At 71.1% G+C, this 20,013-nt stretch carries 17 protein-coding genes and 1 pseudogene; 16 read left to right on the top strand and 2 right to left on the bottom strand.

The features are described 5' to 3' along the window. Positions 1-198: 198 nt before the first annotated feature. Positions 199-1,401: a signal recognition particle-docking protein FtsY gene (gene ftsY / locus ACIPSE_RS09385; protein ID WP_401659418.1), complete on the top strand. Its 1,203-nt coding sequence runs from the start codon at positions 199-201 to the stop codon at positions 1,399-1,401. 116 nt (positions 1,402-1,517) lie between these two features. Here the strand turns inward: ftsY and ACIPSE_RS09390 are convergent, their stop codons facing one another. Then, positions 1,518-2,183, bottom strand: coding sequence for a bifunctional DNA primase/polymerase (locus ACIPSE_RS09390; protein WP_401659421.1), 666 nt, complete (start codon positions 2,181-2,183; stop codon positions 1,518-1,520). Between the two features lie 433 nt (positions 2,184-2,616). Here ACIPSE_RS09390 and ACIPSE_RS09395 point away from each other — a divergent pair, with 433 nt between their 5' ends. From ACIPSE_RS09395 to ftsH, 6 genes are all read left to right on the top strand, one after another. Then, positions 2,617-4,095 (top strand): hypothetical protein, encoded by a 1,479-nt coding sequence (locus ACIPSE_RS09395; protein ID WP_401659424.1) that lies wholly within the window; start codon positions 2,617-2,619, stop codon positions 4,093-4,095. 337 nt (positions 4,096-4,432) lie between these two features. Further along, entirely contained in the window at positions 4,433-5,761 is a 1,329-nt protein-coding gene (locus tag ACIPSE_RS09400) for an ammonium transporter (RefSeq protein WP_401659427.1), read from the top strand. Continuing rightward, positions 5,758-6,096 carry a P-II family nitrogen regulator gene (locus tag ACIPSE_RS09405; protein ID WP_003997576.1) on the top strand — a complete coding sequence of 113 codons (339 nt, stop codon included), beginning with the start codon at positions 5,758-5,760 and terminating at the stop codon, positions 6,094-6,096. The genes ACIPSE_RS09400 and ACIPSE_RS09405 overlap by 4 nt, the downstream gene beginning before the upstream one ends. A 29-nt stretch (positions 6,097-6,125) precedes the next feature. Continuing rightward, positions 6,126-8,576 carry a [protein-PII] uridylyltransferase gene (locus tag ACIPSE_RS09410; RefSeq protein WP_401659429.1) on the top strand — a complete coding sequence of 817 codons (2,451 nt, stop codon included), beginning with the start codon at positions 6,126-6,128 and terminating at the stop codon, positions 8,574-8,576. A gap of 84 nt (positions 8,577-8,660) precedes the next feature. Further along, entirely contained in the window at positions 8,661-10,211 is a 1,551-nt protein-coding gene (ffh, locus tag ACIPSE_RS09415; protein ID WP_401659432.1) for a signal recognition particle protein, read from the top strand. Positions 10,212-10,329: 118 nt separating this feature from the next. Continuing rightward, on the top strand, positions 10,330-12,255 hold the full coding sequence (ftsH, locus tag ACIPSE_RS09420) for an ATP-dependent zinc metalloprotease FtsH (protein ID WP_401659435.1): 1,926 nt from the start codon (positions 10,330-10,332) through the stop codon (positions 12,253-12,255). Positions 12,256-12,294: 39 nt separating this feature from the next. Here ftsH and ACIPSE_RS09425 read toward each other — a convergent pair whose 3' ends face one another. Next, complete coding sequence (locus ACIPSE_RS09425) at positions 12,295-13,155, bottom strand: SAM-dependent methyltransferase (RefSeq protein ID WP_401659437.1); 861 nt, start codon at positions 13,153-13,155, stop codon at positions 12,295-12,297. Between the two features lie 590 nt (positions 13,156-13,745). Here ACIPSE_RS09425 and ACIPSE_RS09430 point away from each other — a divergent pair. The 9 genes and pseudogenes from ACIPSE_RS09430 (at position 13,746) to lepB (ACIPSE_RS09470) (ending at position 19,900) form a co-directional block, all read left to right on the top strand. Next, positions 13,746-14,342 carry a hypothetical protein gene (locus tag ACIPSE_RS09430; protein WP_401659440.1) on the top strand — a complete coding sequence of 199 codons (597 nt, stop codon included), beginning with the start codon at positions 13,746-13,748 and terminating at the stop codon, positions 14,340-14,342. Between the two features lie 275 nt (positions 14,343-14,617). After that, complete coding sequence (gene rpsP, locus ACIPSE_RS09435) at positions 14,618-15,037, top strand: 30S ribosomal protein S16 (protein ID WP_401659442.1); 420 nt, start codon at positions 14,618-14,620, stop codon at positions 15,035-15,037. Positions 15,038-15,039: 2 nt separating this feature from the next. Next, complete coding sequence (locus tag ACIPSE_RS09440) at positions 15,040-15,279, top strand: RNA-binding protein (RefSeq protein ID WP_003973401.1); 240 nt, start codon at positions 15,040-15,042, stop codon at positions 15,277-15,279. A gap of 84 nt (positions 15,280-15,363) precedes the next feature. Beyond that, on the top strand, positions 15,364-15,912 hold the full coding sequence (gene rimM / locus ACIPSE_RS09445) for a ribosome maturation factor RimM (protein WP_401659445.1): 549 nt from the start codon (positions 15,364-15,366) through the stop codon (positions 15,910-15,912). Further along, on the top strand, positions 15,912-16,745 hold the full coding sequence (gene trmD, locus ACIPSE_RS09450; RefSeq protein WP_401659786.1) for a tRNA (guanosine(37)-N1)-methyltransferase TrmD: 834 nt from the start codon (positions 15,912-15,914) through the stop codon (positions 16,743-16,745). The genes rimM and trmD overlap by 1 nt, the downstream gene beginning before the upstream one ends. 133 nt (positions 16,746-16,878) lie before the next feature. Continuing rightward, positions 16,879-17,229, top strand: coding sequence for a 50S ribosomal protein L19 (gene rplS / locus ACIPSE_RS09455; RefSeq protein WP_401659448.1), 351 nt, complete (start codon positions 16,879-16,881; stop codon positions 17,227-17,229). A 44-nt stretch (positions 17,230-17,273) separates the two neighbouring features. Next, on the top strand, positions 17,274-17,963 hold the full coding sequence (gene lepB / locus ACIPSE_RS09460; RefSeq protein WP_401659450.1) for a signal peptidase I: 690 nt from the start codon (positions 17,274-17,276) through the stop codon (positions 17,961-17,963). After that, a pseudogene (gene lepB / locus ACIPSE_RS09465) lies at positions 17,956-19,047 on the top strand (signal peptidase I); the annotation flags it as partial. The gene lepB (ACIPSE_RS09460) and the pseudogene lepB (ACIPSE_RS09465), both read left to right, overlap by 8 nt. Then, entirely contained in the window at positions 18,938-19,900 is a 963-nt protein-coding gene (lepB, locus tag ACIPSE_RS09470) for a signal peptidase I (RefSeq protein ID WP_401659456.1), read from the top strand. The pseudogene lepB (ACIPSE_RS09465) and the gene lepB (ACIPSE_RS09470), both read left to right, overlap by 110 nt. The last annotated feature ends 113 nt before the right edge of the window (positions 19,901-20,013 follow it).

The raw sequence follows: 20,013 nt of genomic DNA on the forward strand, positions 1-20,013 counted from the left end.
CGGTGGAGGGGGACGTTAGCTGACGCACCGTCAGATGGCCATGGTGCCGGTGGACCCGCCCGGGGCGAACCCGGGGGCCCGGGGGCCGGCCCGTGCCGCCCGGCCGACGGGCGGTGTCCGTGACAGGGGCATGCCCGGCGCGCGGCCCCGGGTGGGCAGCGGTCCCGTGCGGAGGGGGTCGCGCATACTGGACGCGTTATGGAAACCGTCATCCTTGCTGTAGTCATCGCCGTGGTCGTGCTCGGTGTGCTCGGCGGGCTCGTCGTCGGCAGCCGGCGCAAGAAGACGCTGCCCCCGCCGCCTCCCGCCGCCCCCGACATCACCGCCCCTCCGGCCGAGCCGCATGTCGGCGACGAGGCCGAGACACCGCGCGACGAACCGCGCCGGACGATAGAGGAGGTGGATCTTCCCGACGGCTCGGCGCCGGCCGCCGTCGAGGAGCCGCTTGCTCCGGACGTCCCCGAGATCGAGGTCCCCGAGCCGGCCGAGGGCCGTCTCGTCCGCCTCCGTGCCCGCCTCTCCCGCTCCCAGAACGCCCTCGGCAAGGGCCTGCTCACGCTGCTGTCGCGCGAGCACCTGGACGACGACACCTGGGAGGAGATCGAGGACACGCTGCTCACCGCCGACGTCGGCGTGATGCCCACCCAGGAACTGGTCGACGGCCTGCGCGAGCGGGTGAAGGTGCTCGGCACCCGCACCCCCGACGAGCTGCGCGGACTGCTCCGCGACGAGCTGCTCAAGCTGGTCGGCACCGAGGTCGACCGTACGGTGCGGACCGAGCCCGAGGGCCGCAAGCCGGGTGTCGTGATGGTCGTCGGCGTCAACGGCACCGGCAAGACCACCACCACCGGCAAGCTCGCGCGCGTCCTCGTCGCCGACGGCCGCACCGTCGTCCTCGGTGCCGCCGACACCTTCCGGGCCGCCGCCGCCGACCAGCTCCAGACCTGGGGCGAGCGCGTCGGCGCCCACACCGTGCGCGGGCCCGAGGGCGGCGACCCCGCCTCCATCGCCTTCGACGCGGTCAAGGAGGGCAAGGAGATCGGTGTCGACGTCGTGCTCATCGACACCGCCGGCCGCCTCCACACCAAGACCGGCCTCATGGACGAGCTCGGCAAGGTCAAGCGGGTCGTCGAGAAGCAGGCCCCGCTGGACGAGGTCCTGCTGGTGCTCGACGCGACGACCGGGCAGAACGGTCTCGTGCAGGCCCGTGTCTTCGCCGAGGTCGTCGACATCACCGGCATCGTCCTGACCAAGCTGGACGGCACCGCCAAGGGCGGCATCGTGATCGCCGTCCAGCGGGAGCTGGGCGTACCGGTCAAGCTGGTCGGTCTCGGCGAGGGCGCCGACGACCTGGCGCCGTTCGAGCCCGAGGCGTTCGTGGACGCGCTCATCGGGGAGTGACCCGGACCGCCGGCTCCACGCAGCCGTCGAAGAAGCGCCCGCCCCCCGAGGTGCAGTCGGGGAGCGGGCGCTTCGCTGTGTACGCCGGGGGCGGCGGGCCGTGCCGTGCCGGGGTGTCAGGCCCGTGACCGGTGGGCCACGTACGCCAGCGTCCCCAGCAGCAGGCGCGCCGCGGGCGGTTTCGTCGCCGTGTCCAGGGAGGGGGCGCGCAGCCAGCGCACCGGGCCGAGGCCGCCCCGGTCCGACGGCGGAGCCGTGATGTGCGTACCCGGGCCGAGGCCGCGCAGATCGAGGGCGCCGGGGTCGTCCCAGCCCATCCGGTAGAGCAGCTCGGGCAGTTCGGCCGCGGCGCCCGGCGCGACGAGGAAGTGGGCGCGGCCGTCCGGGGTGGCGGCGACCGGGCCGAGGGGCAGGCCCATGCGCTCCAGGCGGATCAGGGCGCGGCGCCCGGCGGGCTCGGCGACCTCGATCACGTCGAACGCGCGGCCCACCGGCAGCATCACGGCGGCGCCGGGGAACTCGGCCCAGGCGCCGGTGACTTCGTCGAGTGTCGCCCCGGCGGGCACCTCGGGGGCGAAGCCGAGCGGATGCGCGCCGGGGGTGCGGCAGTCGCCGCGCCCGCAGGAGCACGCGCCCGCGGCGGCCCGGGCGCCCGGGACGACGTCCCAGCCCCAGAGCCCGGTGTACTCGGCCACGGCGGTGCACTCCGACGAGCGGCCGCGGCGGCGCGAGGAGGGGCGGATGTCCCGGATCCCCCGACTGGTGCCGATCGTGAAGCCCATGCCCCCTCCAACGGGTCCGGCGCACCGGTGGTTACGAGACGGGCACGGATAGTGACCTGGGCGGTGCCGTGAACGCCTCTTCGGCGCCCGGTTGCGCTCCGGGTGGTGCACCCGGCATCGTGCGCCCCTGAGTGCTCCGCTCCGCCCACTCCCGGTCGTCCTCTGTCAAGTCAATCGCGCGGGGGCGACCGTGAGTTCATTCGAAGGGGTGGCGAATGGTGGCGTTTCCGGGATCGCCATGGCTGGAGGGGTGATCGTAGGATTACTTTGAGTGCACGAGTCCTGAGGGCACATGCGCTTGTGGGTATGCCGGAGGCAACTCGGTATCCCGTTCGAAGGGTGAGAAGTACCGGACGGGAAGCCGTATTTACCGGCATTCTGATAGGCCTTGGCGCACTCGGCGACAAGTGGTCTCAGGGATGGGGGCGTTCCAGTGAGCGGCACCGGCGGAAGCGGCACGAACGCTGACAAGCGCCCGAACGAACTGCTCACGTCCTGGTTCGTGCGCAGCGGCTGGTCCAAGGGCGAGCTCGCCCGTCAGGTCAACCGCAGGGCGCGCCAGTTGGGCGCCAACCACATCTCCACCGACACCTCCCGGGTCCGCCGCTGGCTGGACGGCGAGAACCCCCGTGAACCGATCCCCAGGATCCTGTCGGAGCTGTTCTCCGAGCGGTTCGGCTGTGTGGTCTCCGTGGAGGACCTCGGCCTGCGCGCCGCCCGCCAGTCACCGTCCGTGTCCGGGGTCGACCTGCCCTGGACGGGCCCGCAGACCGTGGCCCTGCTCAGCGAGTTCTCGCGCAGCGACCTCATGCTGGCGCGGCGCGGCTTCCTCGGGGCCTCGCTGGCCCTCTCCGCGGGTCCGTCCCTCATCGAGCCCTTGCAGCGCTGGCTCGTGCCCACCCCGGTCGCCGGCGGGCCGCGCGAGGCCGAACCGCCCGCCTCGGCGCGCCGGGCCGGCCGGCTCTCCCAGCCCGAGCTGGAGCTCCTGGAGTCCACCACGGTGATGTTCCGCCAGTGGGACGCCCAGTGCGGCGGCGGACTGCGCCGCAAGGCCGTCGTCGGCCAGCTGCACGAGGTCACCGACCTGCTCCAGGAACCCCAGCCCGAGTCCACCACCCGCAAGTTGTTCAAGGTCGCCGCCGAACTCGCCGAGCTCGCGGGCTGGATGTCGTACGACGTGGGGCTCCAGCCCACCGCGCAGAAGTACTTCGTCCTCGCGCTGCACGCCGCGAAGGAGGCCGGTGACCGGCCGCTGGGCTCGTACGTCCTCTCCAGCATGAGCCGCCAGATGATCCACCTCGGGCGGCCCGACGACGCCCTGGAGCTGATCCACCTCGCGCAGTACGGCAGCCGGGACTGCGCGAGTCCGCGGACCCAGTCGATGCTGTATGCGATGGAGGCCCGCGCGTACGCCAACATGGGCCAGCCCGGCAAGTGCAAGCGGGCCGTGCGGATGGCCGAGGACACCTTCTCCGACTCCGACGAGTGGGACGAGCCGGACCCCGACTGGATCCGCTTCTTCTCCGAGGCCGAACTGCACGGAGAGAACTCCCACTCCTTCCGTGACCTCGCCTACGTCGCCGGCCGCAGCCCGGCCTACGCCTCCCTGGCCCAGCCCGTGATGGAACGGGCGGTGGAGCTCTTCGCCGAGGACGACGAGCACCAGCGGTCGTACGCGCTGAACCTGATCGGCATGGCCACCGTGCATCTGCTGCGGCGGGAGCCCGAGCAGAGCGCCGGTTTCGTCGAAGAGGCCATGGCCGTCGCCAAGAAGGTCCGGTCCGAGCGTGTGAACACTCGTATCCGAAAGACGGTCGACACGGCCGTACGCGATTTCGGTGATCTCGCCGAGGTCGTCGATCTCACCGAGAAACTCGCCGTCGAACTCCCGGAGACGGCCGAAGCCGTCTGAATACCGGTGCCTCACCGGCGCCGATCCCGTAACCCCGGCCGTGGCCGGCCCTCCCGAACTGCCCGACTCGGCTCCCCCATTGCCAGGTCGTCGGAGGCCGGTCGCGGCCGGATCTTTTCCCCCGGGGAAGGTTGCGCCACGATAACGATCCACTCGGCGCACATCCGGCAGTTCATCGACGCGTAACACGCATGGCGCCTTCGTCACGGCGGCGAAACAACGAGGGGCTTCCACCGAAACCGCGCTGCGCCAATCTCATGGCGCATAACCGGCCCACCCCTCATTTCCGCTCTCAGGCTTCGCCCGCACGGGGCCGTACTACGACGAGGAGACGCCGATGGCCCCAGCCATCACGCTCGCCGCGGACAAGCTGTCCGTGGCCAACACAGGCTTCATGCTCATCTGTTCCGCTCTGGTGCTGATCATGACCCCGGGCCTCGCCTTCTTCTACGGAGGCATGGTCCGCGTCAAGAGCACCCTCAACATGCTGATGATGAGCTTCATCAGCATGGGCATCGTCACCATCCTGTGGGTGCTGTACGGCTTCTCCATGGCGTTCGGCACGGACCACGGCTCGCTGGTCGGCTGGGAGAACGACTTCTTCGGCTGGACCGGCATCGACAAGGGCGACATCTGGTCCGGGTACACGATCCCGGTCTTCGCCTTCGCGGTCTTCCAGATGATGTTCGCCATCATCACGCCCGCCCTCATAAGCGGCGCCCTCGCCGACCGCGTGAAGTTCTCCGCCTGGGCCCTGTTCGTGGTCCTGTGGGCCACGGTCGTGTACTTCCCCGTCGCCCACTGGGTCTGGGGCACCGGCGGCTGGGCCTTCGAGCTCGGCGTGATCGACTTCGCCGGTGGTACCGCGGTCCACATCAACGCCGGTGCCGCGGCGCTCGGCGTCATCCTGGTCATCGGCAAGCGCGTCGGCTTCAAGAAGGACCCGATGCGCCCGCACAGCCTCCCGCTGGTCATGCTCGGCGCGGGCCTCCTGTGGTTCGGCTGGTTCGGCTTCAACGCCGGTTCCTGGCTCGGCAACGACGACGGCGTCGGCTCGCTGATGTTCGTCAACACGCAGATCGCCACCGCCGCCGCCATGCTCGGCTGGCTGATCTACGAGAAGATCCGCCACGGCGCGTTCACCACGCTGGGCGCCGCCTCCGGCGCGGTCGCCGGTCTGGTCGCCATCACCCCCTCGGGTGGTGCGGTCACCCCGATCGGCGCGATCTGCGTCGGCGTCATCGCCGGTGTCCTGTGCGCCATGGCCGTCGGCCTGAAGTACAAGTTCGGCTACGACGACTCGCTCGACGTCGTCGGTGTCCACCTCGTCGGCGGTGTGATCGGCTCCCTGCTCATCGGCTTCTTCGCCAGCGGCAAGGGCCAGTCCGACGTCGAGGGCCTCTTCTACGGCGGCGGCCTGGACCAGTTCTGGAAGCAGTGCGCCGGTGTCTTCGGTGTCCTCGCCTACTCCCTGGTCGCGTCCGCGATCCTCGCCTTCCTCCTCGACAAGACCATCGGTATGCGGGTCGACGAGGACGAGGAGATCTCGGGCATCGACCAGGCCGAGCACGCCGAGACCGCATACGACTTCAGCGGCGCAGGCGGCGGTTCCGCCAAGGCCGCCGTCGCCGCCCCGGCCGCCGCGACCAAGAAGGTGGACGCATGAAGCTCATCACCGCAGTCGTCAAGCCGCACCGGCTCGACGAGATCAAGGAAGCCCTCCAGGCCTTCGGCGTCCACGGTCTGACGGTCACCGAGGCCAGCGGTTACGGTCGTCAGCGGGGCCACACCGAGGTCTACCGCGGTGCCGAGTACACCGTGGACCTGGTCCCGAAGATCCGTATCGAGGTCCTGGCCGAGGACGACGACGCCGAGCAGCTCATCGACGTCATCGTCAAGGCCGCCCGAACCGGCAAGATCGGTGACGGCAAGGTCTGGTCCCTGCCGGTCGAGACGGCCGTACGGGTCCGCACCGGCGAGCGCGGCCCGGACGCGCTCTGATCGACTGAAGCGAAGACGGGAGTCGCTGGGTGACGAGTACGGACGTGCGAGACGAAGCAGAGGACTCGGGACCCAGCGGCTACGCGGCGGCCCGGCTGCGCCTCCTCACCGAGGGGGCGCGGTCCGGGCCGCCGCGCCGTACCGCCCTCGCCGAACTGACGGACGACTGGCTGTCCGGGCTGTTCGACGCGGGCGCCCCAGGACTGCGCGGTGTCTCCCTCGTCGCCGTCGGCGGCTACGGCCGCGGCGAGCTCTCCCCGCGCAGCGACCTCGACCTGCTTCTCCTGCACGACGGCAGCGACTCCGACGCGGTCGCCTCCCTCGCCGACCGGATCTGGTACCCGGTGTGGGACCTGGGCCTCGCCCTCGACCACTCCGTGCGCACCCCGGCCGAGGCCCGCAAGACCGCGGGCGAGGACCTGAAGGTCCAGCTCGGTCTCCTCGACGCCCGGCACATCGCCGGCGACCTGGGCCTGACGGCCGGACTGCGCACCGCGGTCCTCGCCGACTGGCGCAACCAGGCCCCCAAACGCCTCCCCGAGCTCCAGGAGCTCTGCCTCGAACGCGCGGAGCGCCAGGGGGAGCTCCAGTACCTCCTGGAACCCGACCTGAAGGAGGCCCGCGGCGGTCTGCGCGACGCCACCGCCCTGCGCGCCGTCGCCGCCTCCTGGCTCGCCGACGCCCCGCGCGAGGGCCTCGACGACGCCCGGCGCCGCCTCCTCGACGTACGCGACGCGCTCCACCTCACGACCGGGCGCGCCACCGACCGGCTCGCGCTCCAGGAGCAGGACCAGGTCGCCGCCGAACTGGGCCTGCTCGACGCGGACACCCTGCTGCGGCAGGTCTACGAGGCCGCGCGGGTCATTTCCTACGCCAGTGACGTCACCTGGCGCGAGGTGGGGCGCGTCCTGCGCTCGCGCGCCGTGCGGCCCCGGCTGCGCGCCATGCTGGGCGGCGGCAAGCCCGTCACCGAGCGGTCGCCGCTGGCGGAGGGCGTGGTGGAACAGGACGGCGAGGTGGTGCTGGCCCGCGCCGCGCGCCCCGAACGCGACCCCGTGCTCCCCCTGCGCGCCGCGGCAGCCGCCGCCCAGGCCGGACTGCCCCTGTCCCTGCACGCGGTACGGCGGCTCGCGGCCACCACGCGCGCGTTGCCGACGCCCTGGCCCGCCGAGGCCCGGGAACAGCTCGTCACCCTGCTCGGCTCGGGCGCGCCCACCATCGACGTGTGGGAGGCGCTGGAGGCGGAGGGCCTGATCACCCGGCTGCTGCCGGACTGGGAGCGGGTGCGCTGCCGCCCGCAGCGCAACGCCGTCCACATCTGGACCGTCGACCGCCATCTGATCGAGACGGCCGTCCGCGCCTCGGAGTTCACCCGCCGCGTCCACCGCCCCGACCTCCTGCTCGTCGCCGCCCTGCTGCACGACATCGGCAAGGGCTGGCCCGGCGACCACTCCGTGGCCGGCGAGATCATCGCCCGCGACGTCGCCGCACGCATCGGCTTCGACCGCGAGGACGTCACCGTCCTGTCCGCCCTCGTACGCCATCACCTCCTCCTCGTCGACACGGCCACCCGGCGCGACCTGGAGGACCCCGAGACGGTCCGCACGGTCGCCGAGGCGGTCGGCACCCAGTCCACACTGGAGCTGCTGCACGCGCTGACCGAGGCGGACGCGCTGGCCACCGGGCCGGCCGCCTGGTCGTCCTGGCGCGGCTCCCTGGTGGCCGACCTGGTCAAGCGGGTCGCCGCGGTCCTCGCCGGGGACGAGCCGGACGAGCCGCTGACCGCCGCGCCCACCGCCGAGCAGGAGCGGCTCGCCATCGAGGCGGTCGCCACCGGCAGCCCCGTGCTGTCGCTGCGGGCCCAGACGGAGCCCGTCCCGGACGAGACGGAGACGCCCGGCGAGCCCGAACCGCTCGGCGTCGAGCTGCTGATCGCCGTACCGGACCAGCCGGGCGTGCTGCCCGCGGTGGCCGGTGTCCTCGCCATGCACCGGCTGACGGTCCGCCAGGCCGAGCTGAGCGCCCTGGACCTGCCCGACGGCGTCGAGGGCGCCGTGCTGCTGCTGAACTGGCGGGTCGCCGCCGAGTACGGCTCCCTGCCGCAGGCGGCCCGGCTCCGGGCGGACCTGGTGCGCGCCCTGGACGGCTCCCTGGACATCGCGGGCCGCCTCGCCGAACGCGACGCGGCCTACCCGCGCCGCCGGGGCGTTCTCGCCCCGCCCCCGCGCGTGACGGTCGCCTCGGCCGCCTCCCGGCTGGCCACGGTCATCGAGGTCCGCGCCCAGGACGCCCCCGGGCTGCTCTTCCGGATCGGCCGGGCCCTGGAGGACGCGAGCGTCCGCGTGCGGTCCGCGCACGTCTCGACGCTCGGCGCGAACGCCGTCGACGCGTTCTACGTGACCGGGCCCGAGGGGGCGCCGCTGCCGGGCGAGGAGGCGACCTCGGTGGCGCGGAAGCTGGAGGAGACATTGAGGAGCTGACGCGGGATCCCGGTGTCGTGCCACACCGGGATACCCTGGAGGGCGATTCGTCAGCAGCCACCGACCCCGAGGACCGCGAGCGCCGTGTTCGATACTCTCTCCGATCGCCTCTCAGCGACTTTCAAGAACCTGCGCGGCAAAGGACGGCTCTCCGAGGCGGACATCGACGCCACCGCGCGCGAGATCCGCATCGCACTCCTCGAAGCGGACGTGGCTCTGCCGGTCGTCCGGACGTTCATCAAGAACGTCAAGGAGCGCGCGCTCGGCGCCGATGTCTCCCGCGCGCTGAACCCCGCCCAGCAGGTCCTGAAGATCGTCAACGACGAGCTCGTGACGATCCTCGGCGGCGAGACCCGCCGCCTGCGCTTCGCCAAGCAGCCGCCGACCGTCATCATGCTGGCCGGTCTCCAGGGTGCCGGTAAGACGACCCTGGCGGGCAAGCTCGGTCACTGGCTCAAGGGCCAGGGCCACTCGCCGCTGCTGGTCGCCGCCGACCTCCAGCGCCCGAACGCCGTGAACCAGCTCAGCGTCGTCGCCGAGCGCGCCGGCGTCGCGGTCTACGCGCCCGAGCCGGGCAACGGCGTCGGTGACCCGGTCAAGGTCGCCCAGGACTCCATCGAGTTCGCGAAGTCGAAGGTCCACGACATCGTGATCGTCGACACCGCCGGCCGCCTGGGCATCGACCAGGAGATGATGCAGCAGGCCGCGGACATCCGCGACGCCGTCTCTCCCGACGAGATCCTCTTCGTCGTCGACGCGATGATCGGCCAGGACGCGGTCAACACCGCCGAGGCCTTCCGCGACGGCGTCGGCTTCGACGGTGTCGTGCTCTCCAAGCTCGACGGTGACGCCCGCGGTGGTGCCGCGCTGTCGATCCGGCAGATCACCGGCAAGCCGATCATGTTCGCCTCCAACGGCGAGAAGCTGGACGACTTCGACGCCTTCCACCCGGACCGGATGGCCTCCCGCATCCTCGACATGGGTGACCTGCTCACCCTGATCGAGCAGGCGGAGAAGACCTTCGACCAGGCCGAAGCCCAGAAGATGGCCGAGAAGCTGGCCTCCAAGAAGGGCCAGGACTTCACCCTCGACGACTTCCTGGCCCAGATGGAGCAGGTCAGGAAGATGGGCTCCATCTCCAAGCTGCTCGGGATGCTGCCGGGCATGGGGCAGATCAAGGACCAGATCAACAACCTCGACGAGCGGGACGTCGACCGCACGGCCGCGATCATCAAGTCGATGACCCCGGCCGAGCGCCAGGAGCCGACGATCATCAACGGCTCGCGCCGTGCCCGTATCGCCAAGGGCTCCGGTGTCGAGGTCAGCGCGGTCAAGAACCTCGTCGAGCGGTTCTTCGAGGCCCGCAAGATGATGTCCCGCATGGCCCAGGGCGGCGGGATGCCGGGCATGCCGGGGATGCCGGGCATGGGCGGAGGCCCCGGCCGCACCAAGAAGCAGCCCAAGCAGGCCAAGGGCAAGCAGCGCTCGGGCAACCCGATGAAGCGCAAGCAGCAGGAGCAGGAGGAGGCCGCCCGCCGGGCCGCCGCCGCCCAGGGCGGTGCCTTCGGCCTCCCGGGCCAGCAGCCCGCGCAGGACTTCGAGCTGCCGGACGAGTTCAAGAAGTTCATGGGCTGACCCCGCACCTCTGCCGCGCCACCTCGCTCACGACGCCGGGGGCACCCCTTCCACCAGGGGTGCCCCCGGCGTCGTAAGCGGGCATGCCCATGCGGCTTTCCTGTCGTAACGTCCGGATATGAGCAATCCCACGCCGCCCCGTAAGTCCCCGGACAGGCTCTGGCGCACCGAGGGCACCCCGGAGGAGCCGCAGAAGTCCTCGCCGGGCGGGCGGCGCCGCGGCGGCTGGTGGAGCCTGATCGTCACCGCGCTGGTCGTGTACCTGATCGCCAACCTGGTGCTGTCGTTCTTCAACGAGGGCGACGAGCCGACGATCTCGTACACGGAGTTCAGCAAGCAGGTCGACGCCGGCAACGTCAGCAAGATCTACGCCAAGGGCGACGCGATCCAGGGGCAGCTCAAGAAGGCGCAGGACAACCCCGACGGCGACGGCACGTACACCAAGTTCAACACCGAGCGGCCGACCTTCGCGGACGACCAGCTCTGGGACGACCTGACCAAGCACAACGTCACGGTCACCGCCGAACCGGTCGTCCAGCACCGCAGCTTCCTGGCCAACCTGCTCATCTCGCTCGCCCCGATGCTGCTCCTCATCGTCCTGTGGATCTTCATCGCGCGGCGGATGAGCGCGGGCATGGGCGGCGCGGGCGGGATGCTCGGCCGCAAGACCCCGCCCAAGCCGATCGAGGCGGGGGAGAAGCGGACGACGTTCGAGGACGTGGCCGGCATCGACGAGGTCGAGGGCGAGCTGAACGACGTCGTCGACTTCCTCAAGCACCCCGACGCGTACCGGAAGATGGGCGCCAAGATGCCGCGCGGCGTGCTGCTCGCGGGTCCCCCCGGCACCGGCAAGACGCTCCTCGCGCGGGCCGTCGCCGGGGAGGCGGACGTGCCGTTCTTCTCGGCCTCGGCGTCGGAGTTCATCGAGATGATCGTGGGCGTCGGCGCCTCACGCGTGCGCGAACTGTTCACGGAGGCCCGCAAGGTGGCGCCGTCGATCATCTTCATCGACGAGATCGACACCATCGGGCGGGCCCGCGGCGGCGGCGCGGGGGTCGGCGGGCACGACGAGCGCGAACAGACCCTCAACCAGATCCTCACCGAGATGGACGGCTTCTCCGGCTCGGAGGGCGTCATCGTCATCGCCGCCACCAACCGCGCCGACGTCCTCGACCCGGCGCTCACCCGCCCGGGCCGCTTCGACCGGGTCGTCAACGTCTCCCCGCCGGACCGCGGCGGCCGGGAGGCCATCCTGGAGATCCACACCCGGGAGATCCCGCTGGCCGACGGCGTCGACCTCACCCAGGTCGCCCGTACCACCCCGGGCATGACCGGCGCCGAACTCGCCAACCTCGCCAACGAGGCCGCGCTGCTCGCCGTGAAGCGGGGGCAGGAGCGGGTGACGCAGAGCGACCTGTCGGAGGCGCTGGAGAAGGTCCAGCTGGGTGCCGAACGCCCTCTGGTGATGCCGGAGGAGGAGCGCCGGCGCACCGCGTACCACGAGAGCGGCCACGCGCTGCTGGGCATGCTCCAGCCCGGCGCCGACCCCGTCCGTAAGATCACCATCGTCCCGCGCGGACGCGCGCTCGGCGTGACGCTGTCGACGCCGGACGCGGACAAGTACGCGTACACCGAGGAGTACCTGCGCGGCCGGATCATCGGCGCCCTCGGCGGCATGGCGGCGGAACAGGTCGTCTACGGCGTCATCACGACCGGTGCGGAGAGCGACCTGGAGCAGGTCACGAGCCTCGCGCGCGGGATGGTCGCCCGCTGGGGCATGAGCGAGCGCGTGGGCCGCCTGTCGGCGCTGCCGGGCGACGCGCAGCAGGCGTACGGCCTGGCCGCCGCCCCGCAGACCCTCGACGCCATCGACGGCGAGATGCGCCGCATCGTCGACGAGTGCTACGACGAGGCGTGCCGCAAGCTCCGCGACCACCGCGGGCAGTTGGACGCCCTCGCCGAAGCCCTCCTGGAGAACGAGACGCTGGAGGAGCAGCAGGCGTACCGCATCGCCGGGGTCACCCGGCTGACGAAGGACGACTGACGCCGGCCCTCCCTTTGCCGGAGCCGGTTCAGGCCATGGTCACGGCACGCGCGCGATGAGGTACCGGAACACGTTCGGCATCCACACCGTCCCGTCCCGGCGGCGGTAGGGGTGCAGGGCCTCGCCGACCTCCTTGTCGACCTGGGACCGGTCCGTCGCGGCGATCGCCGCGTCGAAGAGGCCCGTCGACAGCAGCCCCCGCACGGCGCTGTCCATGTCGGCGTAGCCGAACGGGCAGGCCACCCGCCCGGACCCGTCGGGGACGAGACCGGCGCGGCCCGCGACCTCCTCCAGGTCGTCGCGAAGGGCGGGGCGCCAACCGCCCGTGCCGCGCAGCGGATCGGCCAGCTCGGTGGCCACCCGCAGCACGGACGACGTGGCGCAGCGCTCCGGCGGACCCCAGCCGGCGAGCACCACGGGCGCCCCGTGCCCGGCGAGCGGCGTCGCCGCCCGCAGCAGCCCGCCGAGCCCCTCCGAGTCGCCCGCGAGACACCCGATGGGCTCGAAAGCGGTCACCAGGGTGTACGCGGGCGTCTCCGCGTCGGCCGCGTCCTGGGGGTGACCGTCGACGAGCCGTGTGTCCCCGCGCCGGGCGCGTGTGTCCCAGGACTCGGGCAGGAGCCGTTCACGGGCGAGGGCGAGGAGTTCGGGCCGGCCGGAGTCGACCCCGGTGACCGAGGCCCCTCTCGCCGCGGCCATCAGCAGGGCCAGCCCGCTGCCGCAGCCGAGGCCCAGCAGCCGGGTGCCCGCGCCCACTTCGAGTCGCTCGTAGACGGCCTCGTAGAGCGGGACCAGCATCCGCTCCTGGATCTCGGACCAGTCACGCGCGCGTGCGCCGACATCCACCGCGGGTGGGTCGTCCGGGTGGGTCCGGTGCTGCCGCACGAGCGTAGGTGTCATCTAAAGCGCCCCAATCCGCCGAGAGTTGCCGCTGTGCCGGTTGTCGCCGTGCCGGTGTTCCAGGCCCCCGTGATGTGCGCTCGTACTTCCCCGCACTGCCAGGTAACTCCGCACTCGACCCCGCGTCCAGGGGTCGTGGGGCCCCGCTTGTGGGTTCGCTGTGGGAGTGGCGAGATTTCACATTCCGGTAATCGGGACCCGTACGATCCCGCAACGTCCCGGCCGCGCGAGATCGCCGCGACCGTACGGCGTCTGGTCACCGGGGACGGCCCGGTGCCGGACCGGGACGGGGAACCCGGTAACGTCGCGGGCGTCGCGCGCGCATACTGAAGCGGCACCCTGATGCGGGAGAGCGGCCGAAAGGCCTCTTGCGCATCCGCGGACCACAGCCGCACCGGCGTGCGGACGGCGTCTACAGGTCGGTGCGTATATCGGACTACGTAACGCCTTGGTAGGAGCTGTGAGGCTTCTCCGCAGATCAGCGCACCCGCCCTCGTCAGGACGCATCAGCGGCAACTGACTGGTACGTGCAAATTATTTGGGATGGCCCGGAATCGGAACACAGGGGCACTCCGGCTCGTTGTCATTACGTGAGCACGACACAGACACCACCTGTTCTCGCCGCCGAGCTGGCGCAGGCGTGGGCCGACATTCAGCGGTACCACCCCGAGCTGCCGGACCTCGCCGCGCCAGAATCCCTGATCGGAGAGTCGTCGTCCGCGTGCGGACACGAACTCTCCTTCGAGCGACTGCTTCATGAGGCAGTCCATGGGATCGCCGCCGCCCGCGGCGTCCGCGACACCTCCCGCGCCGGTCGGTACCACAACCGCAGATTCCTCGCGATCGCCGAGGAACTGGGCCTGGACCACCCCGACGAGCCGCACCCGAGCAGCGGCTTCTCGCTGGTCACCCTCAACCCCGAGGCCAAGCGCCGCTACCGCCCGACCATCGAGCGGCTCCAGCGCGCCCTGAAGGCCCACACCGCGGCCACCTCCGCCGACACCTCCCGTACCTTCCGCGGCCCGGCCGCGCGGCACGGGTCGTCCGGCGGCGGTGTCCGCGTCAAGGCCGTCTGCGACTGCGGTCGCAACGTGCGCGTCGTCCCCTCGGTCCTCGCCCAGGCGCCGATCGTGTGCGGCGGGTGCGGCAAGCCGTTCCGGATCCCCGAGGTGGCGGGCGCGGCGTAGAAGGCGCCGGGTACCGGCATCTCGTGGCTGTCGGTGCGGTGAGGCGTCTGGGGAGCGGCACCCCGCGGTGCGCCGGGTGCCGCTCCGGCCTGCCTCACCACACCCTTCGGTCCGACGGGGTCCGAGGGGTGTGGCACAATGGCTAGCTGTACTCGACAGCCGCACAGGACCCCTCTCTCCTCCGGCTGACGCGTCCATCGGGCACTCGGGTACCGCAACCCCACGCGGCTCACTCGCCGTGCCCAACCACGTCAAAATCAGGAGAGTCCACTCCCGTGGCAGTCAAGATCAAGCTGAAGCGTCTGGGCAAGATCCGTTCGCCTCACTACCGCATCGTCGTCGCCGACTCCCGCACCCGCCGTGACGGCCGTGCGATCGAGGAGATCGGCAAGTACCACCCGACCTACAACCCGTCGGTCATCGAGGTGGACGGCGACCGCGTCGCGTACTGGCTGGGTGTCGGCGCGCAGCCGACCGAGCCCGTCCTCGCCATCCTGAAGAAGACCGGCGACTGGCAGAAGTTCAAGGGCGAGCCCGCCCCGGCTCCGCTGCTCGTGGCCGCGCCCAAGAAGGCGCGCCCCTCGTTCGAGGCCCTGGGCGGCGACGACGAGGGCAAGGGTGAGGCGATCACCCAGAAGAAGAAGGCCGACAAGAAGGACGAGGCTGCCGCCGAGTCCGAGTCGACCGAGGCCTGAGCATGCTCGAGGAGGCTCTCGAGCACCTCGTGAAGGGCATCGTCGACAACCCTGACGATGTGCAGGTCGCGTCCCGCAACCTGCGCCGTGGGCGCGTGCTGGAGGTCCGGGTGCACCCCGACGACCTCGGCAAGGTGATCGGCCGCAACGGCCGCACCGCGCGCGCTCTGCGCACCGTCGTGGGCGCCATCGGCGGCCGCGGTGTCCGCGTCGACCTCGTCGACGTGGACCACGTCCGCTGACGCCGAACGCAGCACCGGCTCGGGCCGGGGAGGGCCACTGGGCCGTCCCCGGCCCGTAGTCGTATCCACAGGAGATCAAGGACAGTGCAGCTCGTAGTCGCCCGTATCGGCCGCGCCCATGGCATCAAGGGCGAGGTCAGCGTCGAGGTCCGTACCGACGAGCCGGAGCTGAGGCTCGCGCCCGGCGCCGTGCTCGCCACCGACCCCGCCGCCACCGGCCCCCTCACCATCGAGACCGGCCGCGTCCACAGCGGGCGCCTGATCCTGCGCTTCGAGGGCGTCAAGGACCGCAACGGCGCCGAGGCCCTCCGCAACACCCTCCTGATCGCCGAGGTCGATCCGGAGGAGCTGCCGGAGGAGGAGGACGAGTACTACGACCACCAGCTCATGGACCTCGACGTGGTCACCGTCGACGGCGTGGAGGTCGGCCGGATCACCGAGATCTCGCACCTGCCCTCGCAGGACCTCTTCATCGTGGAGCGCCCCGACGGCAGCGAGGTGATGATCCCGTTCGTCGAGGCGATCGTCACCGAGATCGACCTGGAGGAGCAGCGGGCGGTCATCGCGCCCCCGCCCGGCCTCATCGACGACCAGGCGGAGATCGACTCCACGCGCGACGCCGGGGACGCATGATGCGCCTCGACGTCGTCACGATCTTCCCCGAGTACCTCGAACCCCTGAACGTCTCCCTCGTCGGCAAGGCACGCGCGCGCGGACAGCTCGACGTCCATGTGCACGACCTGCGCGAGTGGACCTACGACCGGCACAACACCGTCGACGACACCCCCTACGGCGGCGGACCCGGCATGGTCATGAAGACCGGTCCGTGGGGCGACGCCCTGGACACCGTCCTCGCCGACGGCTTCGAGACGGGCTCCCGGGAGCCCGCCCTCATCGTCCCCACGCCCAGCGGCCGGCCCTTCACCCAGGAACTCGCCGTGGAACTGTCCGAGCGGCCCTGGCTGGTCTTCACGCCCGCCCGCTACGAGGGCATCGACCGCCGCGTCATCGACGAGTACGCGACCCGGATGCCCGTGTACGAGGTGTCCATCGGCGACTACGTCCTCGCCGGCGGCGAGGCGGCCGTCCTCGTCGTCACCGAGGCCGTCGCGCGGCTGCTGCCCGGCGTCCTCGGCAACGCCGAGTCGCACCGGGACGACTCCTTCGCGCCCGGCGCGATGGCGAACCTCCTGGAGGGCCCCGTCTACACCAAGCCGCCCGCTTGGCGCGGCCGGGAGATCCCGGACACCCTGATCAGCGGCCACCACGGCAGGATCGCCCGCTGGCGGCGCGACGAGGCACTGCGGCGCACCACCGCCAACCGGCCCGACCTGATCGAGCGGTGCGCACCGGCGGCCTTCGACAAGAAGGACCGCGAGATGCTCTCGATCCTGGGCTGGGCGCCCGACCCCGCGGGGGAGCCCTACGGCCGATTTTGGCGTCGGGTCGAGAGCGTGGAAGAATAGACCGCTGTTGTGCGTCTCCGGCGCGCGCCCCTGCCACAGGGGGACACGACGCCCGCCCCGACACGGACAGCAAACCTCCGGAAAATCTAGTTGCCGCCTATGACCTGTGGCATGGGCGAAGAAAGCAGACCACATGTCTCACCTGCTCGACTCCGTCGACGCCGCGTCGCTGCGCAGCGACGTCCCGGCCTTCCGCCCGGGTGACACCGTCAACGTCCACGTCCGCGTCATCGAGGGCAACCGCTCCCGTGTGCAGCAGTTCAAGGGCGTAGTCATCCGCCGCCAGGGCTCTGGCGTCCGCGAGACCTTCACGGTCCGCAAGGTCTCCTTCTCCGTGGGCGTCGAGCGCACCTTCCCGGTGCACACCCCGATCGTCGAGAAGATCGAGCTCGTCACCCGCGGTGACGTGCGTCGCGCCAAGCTGTACTACCTGCGCGAGCTGCGCGGTAAGGCCGCGAAGATCAAGGAGAAGCGCGACAACTGAGCGCTTCACGGGTGCACAGAGGGGCCGGATAGCATCGGGCCCTGATGAACACCGAAGCACAGCAGCGCGACCGCTCCTCCCGCCCCGAACCGGTGGCCGTGGAGGAACGGTCGCGTTTCGCGTTGGTGGTGTGGATCACCCGGTGGCTGCCCGGTGGCCGGATCACTCTGGCTCTGCTGCTCTGCCTGCTGTTTTTGCTGTTCCTCAACGTTTTCATGGTCCAACCGTTCCAGATTCCCAGCGGATCCATGGAGAACGGATTGAGGATCGGGGACCGCGTTCTCGTAAATAAGTTGGCGTACCGTTTCGGTGCCGAGCCGCGGCGCGGGGATGTGGTGGTGTTCGACGGAAGTGGGTATTTCGGGGACGCGGACTACGTCAAGCGCGTTGTGGGTGTGGGGGGAGACCATGTGGTCTGCTGCGACCAGAAGGGGAGGATCGAGGTGAACGGCCGGTCGGTGGACGAGTCGACGTTCCTTTACCCCGGTGACAGCCCGTCGTCCGTGCCCTTCGACGTGGTCGTGCCGGAGGGGACGCTCTTCGTCCTCGGGGACCACCGCAGCCGCTCCAGCGACTCGCGGGACCATCTGGGCTCGCCCGGCGGCGGCATGATCCCGGTCGGCCAGGTCATCGGCCGGGCCGACTGGATCGTCTGGCCGACCGACCACCGGACCCGGCTCGAGCGGCCCGACGCCTACGCGCGCGTGCCCGGACCGGACGGTGCGCATGGGTAACCGCGGCAAGCCGCGCGGAGTGCCGAGCAGCGCCGCGGACAACCTTCTGCCCACCGGCGCCCGGCGCGCGTCCGGCTCCTCGGGCGGACGCTCGCGGGCCGAGCGGCGCAACCTCCAGCGCAAGGTGAAGCGACGACGCAGGCGTTCCGCCGTCAAGGAGATACCGCTCCTCGTCGGGGTCGCCGTGCTCATAGCCCTGGTGCTGAAAACCTTCCTCCTCCAGGCCTTCGTGATCCCCTCGGGTTCCATGGAGCAGACCATCCGCATCGGCGACCGCGTCCTGGTCGACAAGTTCACCCCGTGGTTCGGCTCCAAGCCGCAGCGCGGTGACGTCGTCGTCTTCAAGGACCCCGGCGGCTGGCTCCAGGACGAGCAGACGACGGCCAAGAAGGATGACCCGGTCGTCGTCAAGCAGGTCAAGGAAGGGCTCACCTTCATCGGTCTGCTGCCGTCCGACAACGAGAAGGACCTCATCAAGCGGGTCGTCGGCGTGGGCGGCGACCGCGTCAAGTGCTGTGACACCCAGGGACGGGTCACCGTCAACGGCGTCCCGCTGACCGAGGGGGAGTACCTCTACCCCGGCAACGCCCCGTCGACCTCGCAGTTCGACATCACCGTCCCCCAGGGGCGGTTGTGGGTGATGGGCGATCACCGGGCCAACTCCGCGGACTCCCGCGCGCACCAGGACACCGACTACGGCGGCACGGTCTCCGAGGACTCCGTGGTGGGCCGCGCGATGGTCATCGCCTGGCCGCTCGGCCACTGGAACACCCTCGACGAACCTAAAACCTTCGCAACCGTCACCGACGCGGCGACGGGGACGACCGCGGCCGAGCGGCTGTCGCATAGGGTTGCCTCCGACGATCCGAATGGACCTGTCCAACTCCCGACCCCTGCGGAACTCCCGCTCGTTATGGGAGTGGTGGGCCTGCACCGTGCATGGGGCAGGCGGCGGCACGGAGTAAGGAGTTGGCGTGGGGGATGTGGCGGTTGGCGCACGGTCCGGTCACGACGGCGAGGAGCACGGCGGACGCCCCGCGCAGGGTCCGGTCCCGGCCGCGGACGACGCCGTGACCTCGCAGAACGGTTCCGATGGCGCCGGGGACGCGGCGAGCGCGGACCAGGACCAGGGCGACGCGAAGCCCGCGCCGAAGAAACAGCAGCGTTCCTTCTGGAAGGAACTGCCCATCCTGATCGGTATCGCGCTGGTGCTGGCGCTGCTGATCAAGACGTTCCTGGTGCAGGCGTTCTCGATCCCGTCGGACTCGATGCAGAACACCCTCCAGCAGGGTGACCGGGTCCTGGTCGACAAGCTGACCCCCTGGTTCGGCTCCGAGCCCGAGCGTGGCGAGGTGGTGGTCTTCCACGACCCCGCCGAGTGGCTGGCGGGCGAGCCGACGGCCGACCCGAACGCCTTCCAGACCTTCCTGAGCTGGATCGGCCTGATGCCGTCCGCGGAGGAGAAGGACCTCATCAAGCGGGTCATCGGCGTCGGCGGCGACACCGTCTCCTGTGAGGGCACGGGCCCGCTGAAGGTCAACGGCAAGGCGCTCAACGAGCCGTACGTGTACCCGGGCAACACCCCGTGCACCGACGACGACCAGGGCGGCCAGTTCTCGGTGAAGGTCCCCAAGGGCTTCATCTGGGTCATGGGCGACCACCGGCAGAACTCCCGTGACTCCCGCTACAACCAGAGCGACAAGAACCACGGCATGGTCCCGGTCGACGAGGTCGTCGGACGCGCCATCGTCAAGGCCTGGCCGATCAACCGCTGGGGCACCCTGCCGGTGCCGGACACCTTCGACCAGGACGGGCTGAACACCCAGTCGTCCGCGTCCGCCGCGCTGACGGTGGCCCCGCACGGGCTGGCGCTGGTCGGCGTGGCGCCGGTCGTGTGGTGGCGCCGCCGCCGGATCGCGCCGGCCGAGACCCGCTGACCCGCGGATCGACGTGACGGATCGACGGACCCGCGGATGTGCGCATCCGCGGATGTGCGGATCTGGGGAAACCTTTACGGAGGCGGTGCCTGAGGCGGTCCGACGGGGGCTGA

Source organism: Streptomyces sp. NPDC090106 (assembly GCF_044747265.1).
In the GTDB taxonomy this organism is placed as follows: Bacteria; Actinomycetota; Actinomycetes; order Streptomycetales; family Streptomycetaceae; genus Streptomyces.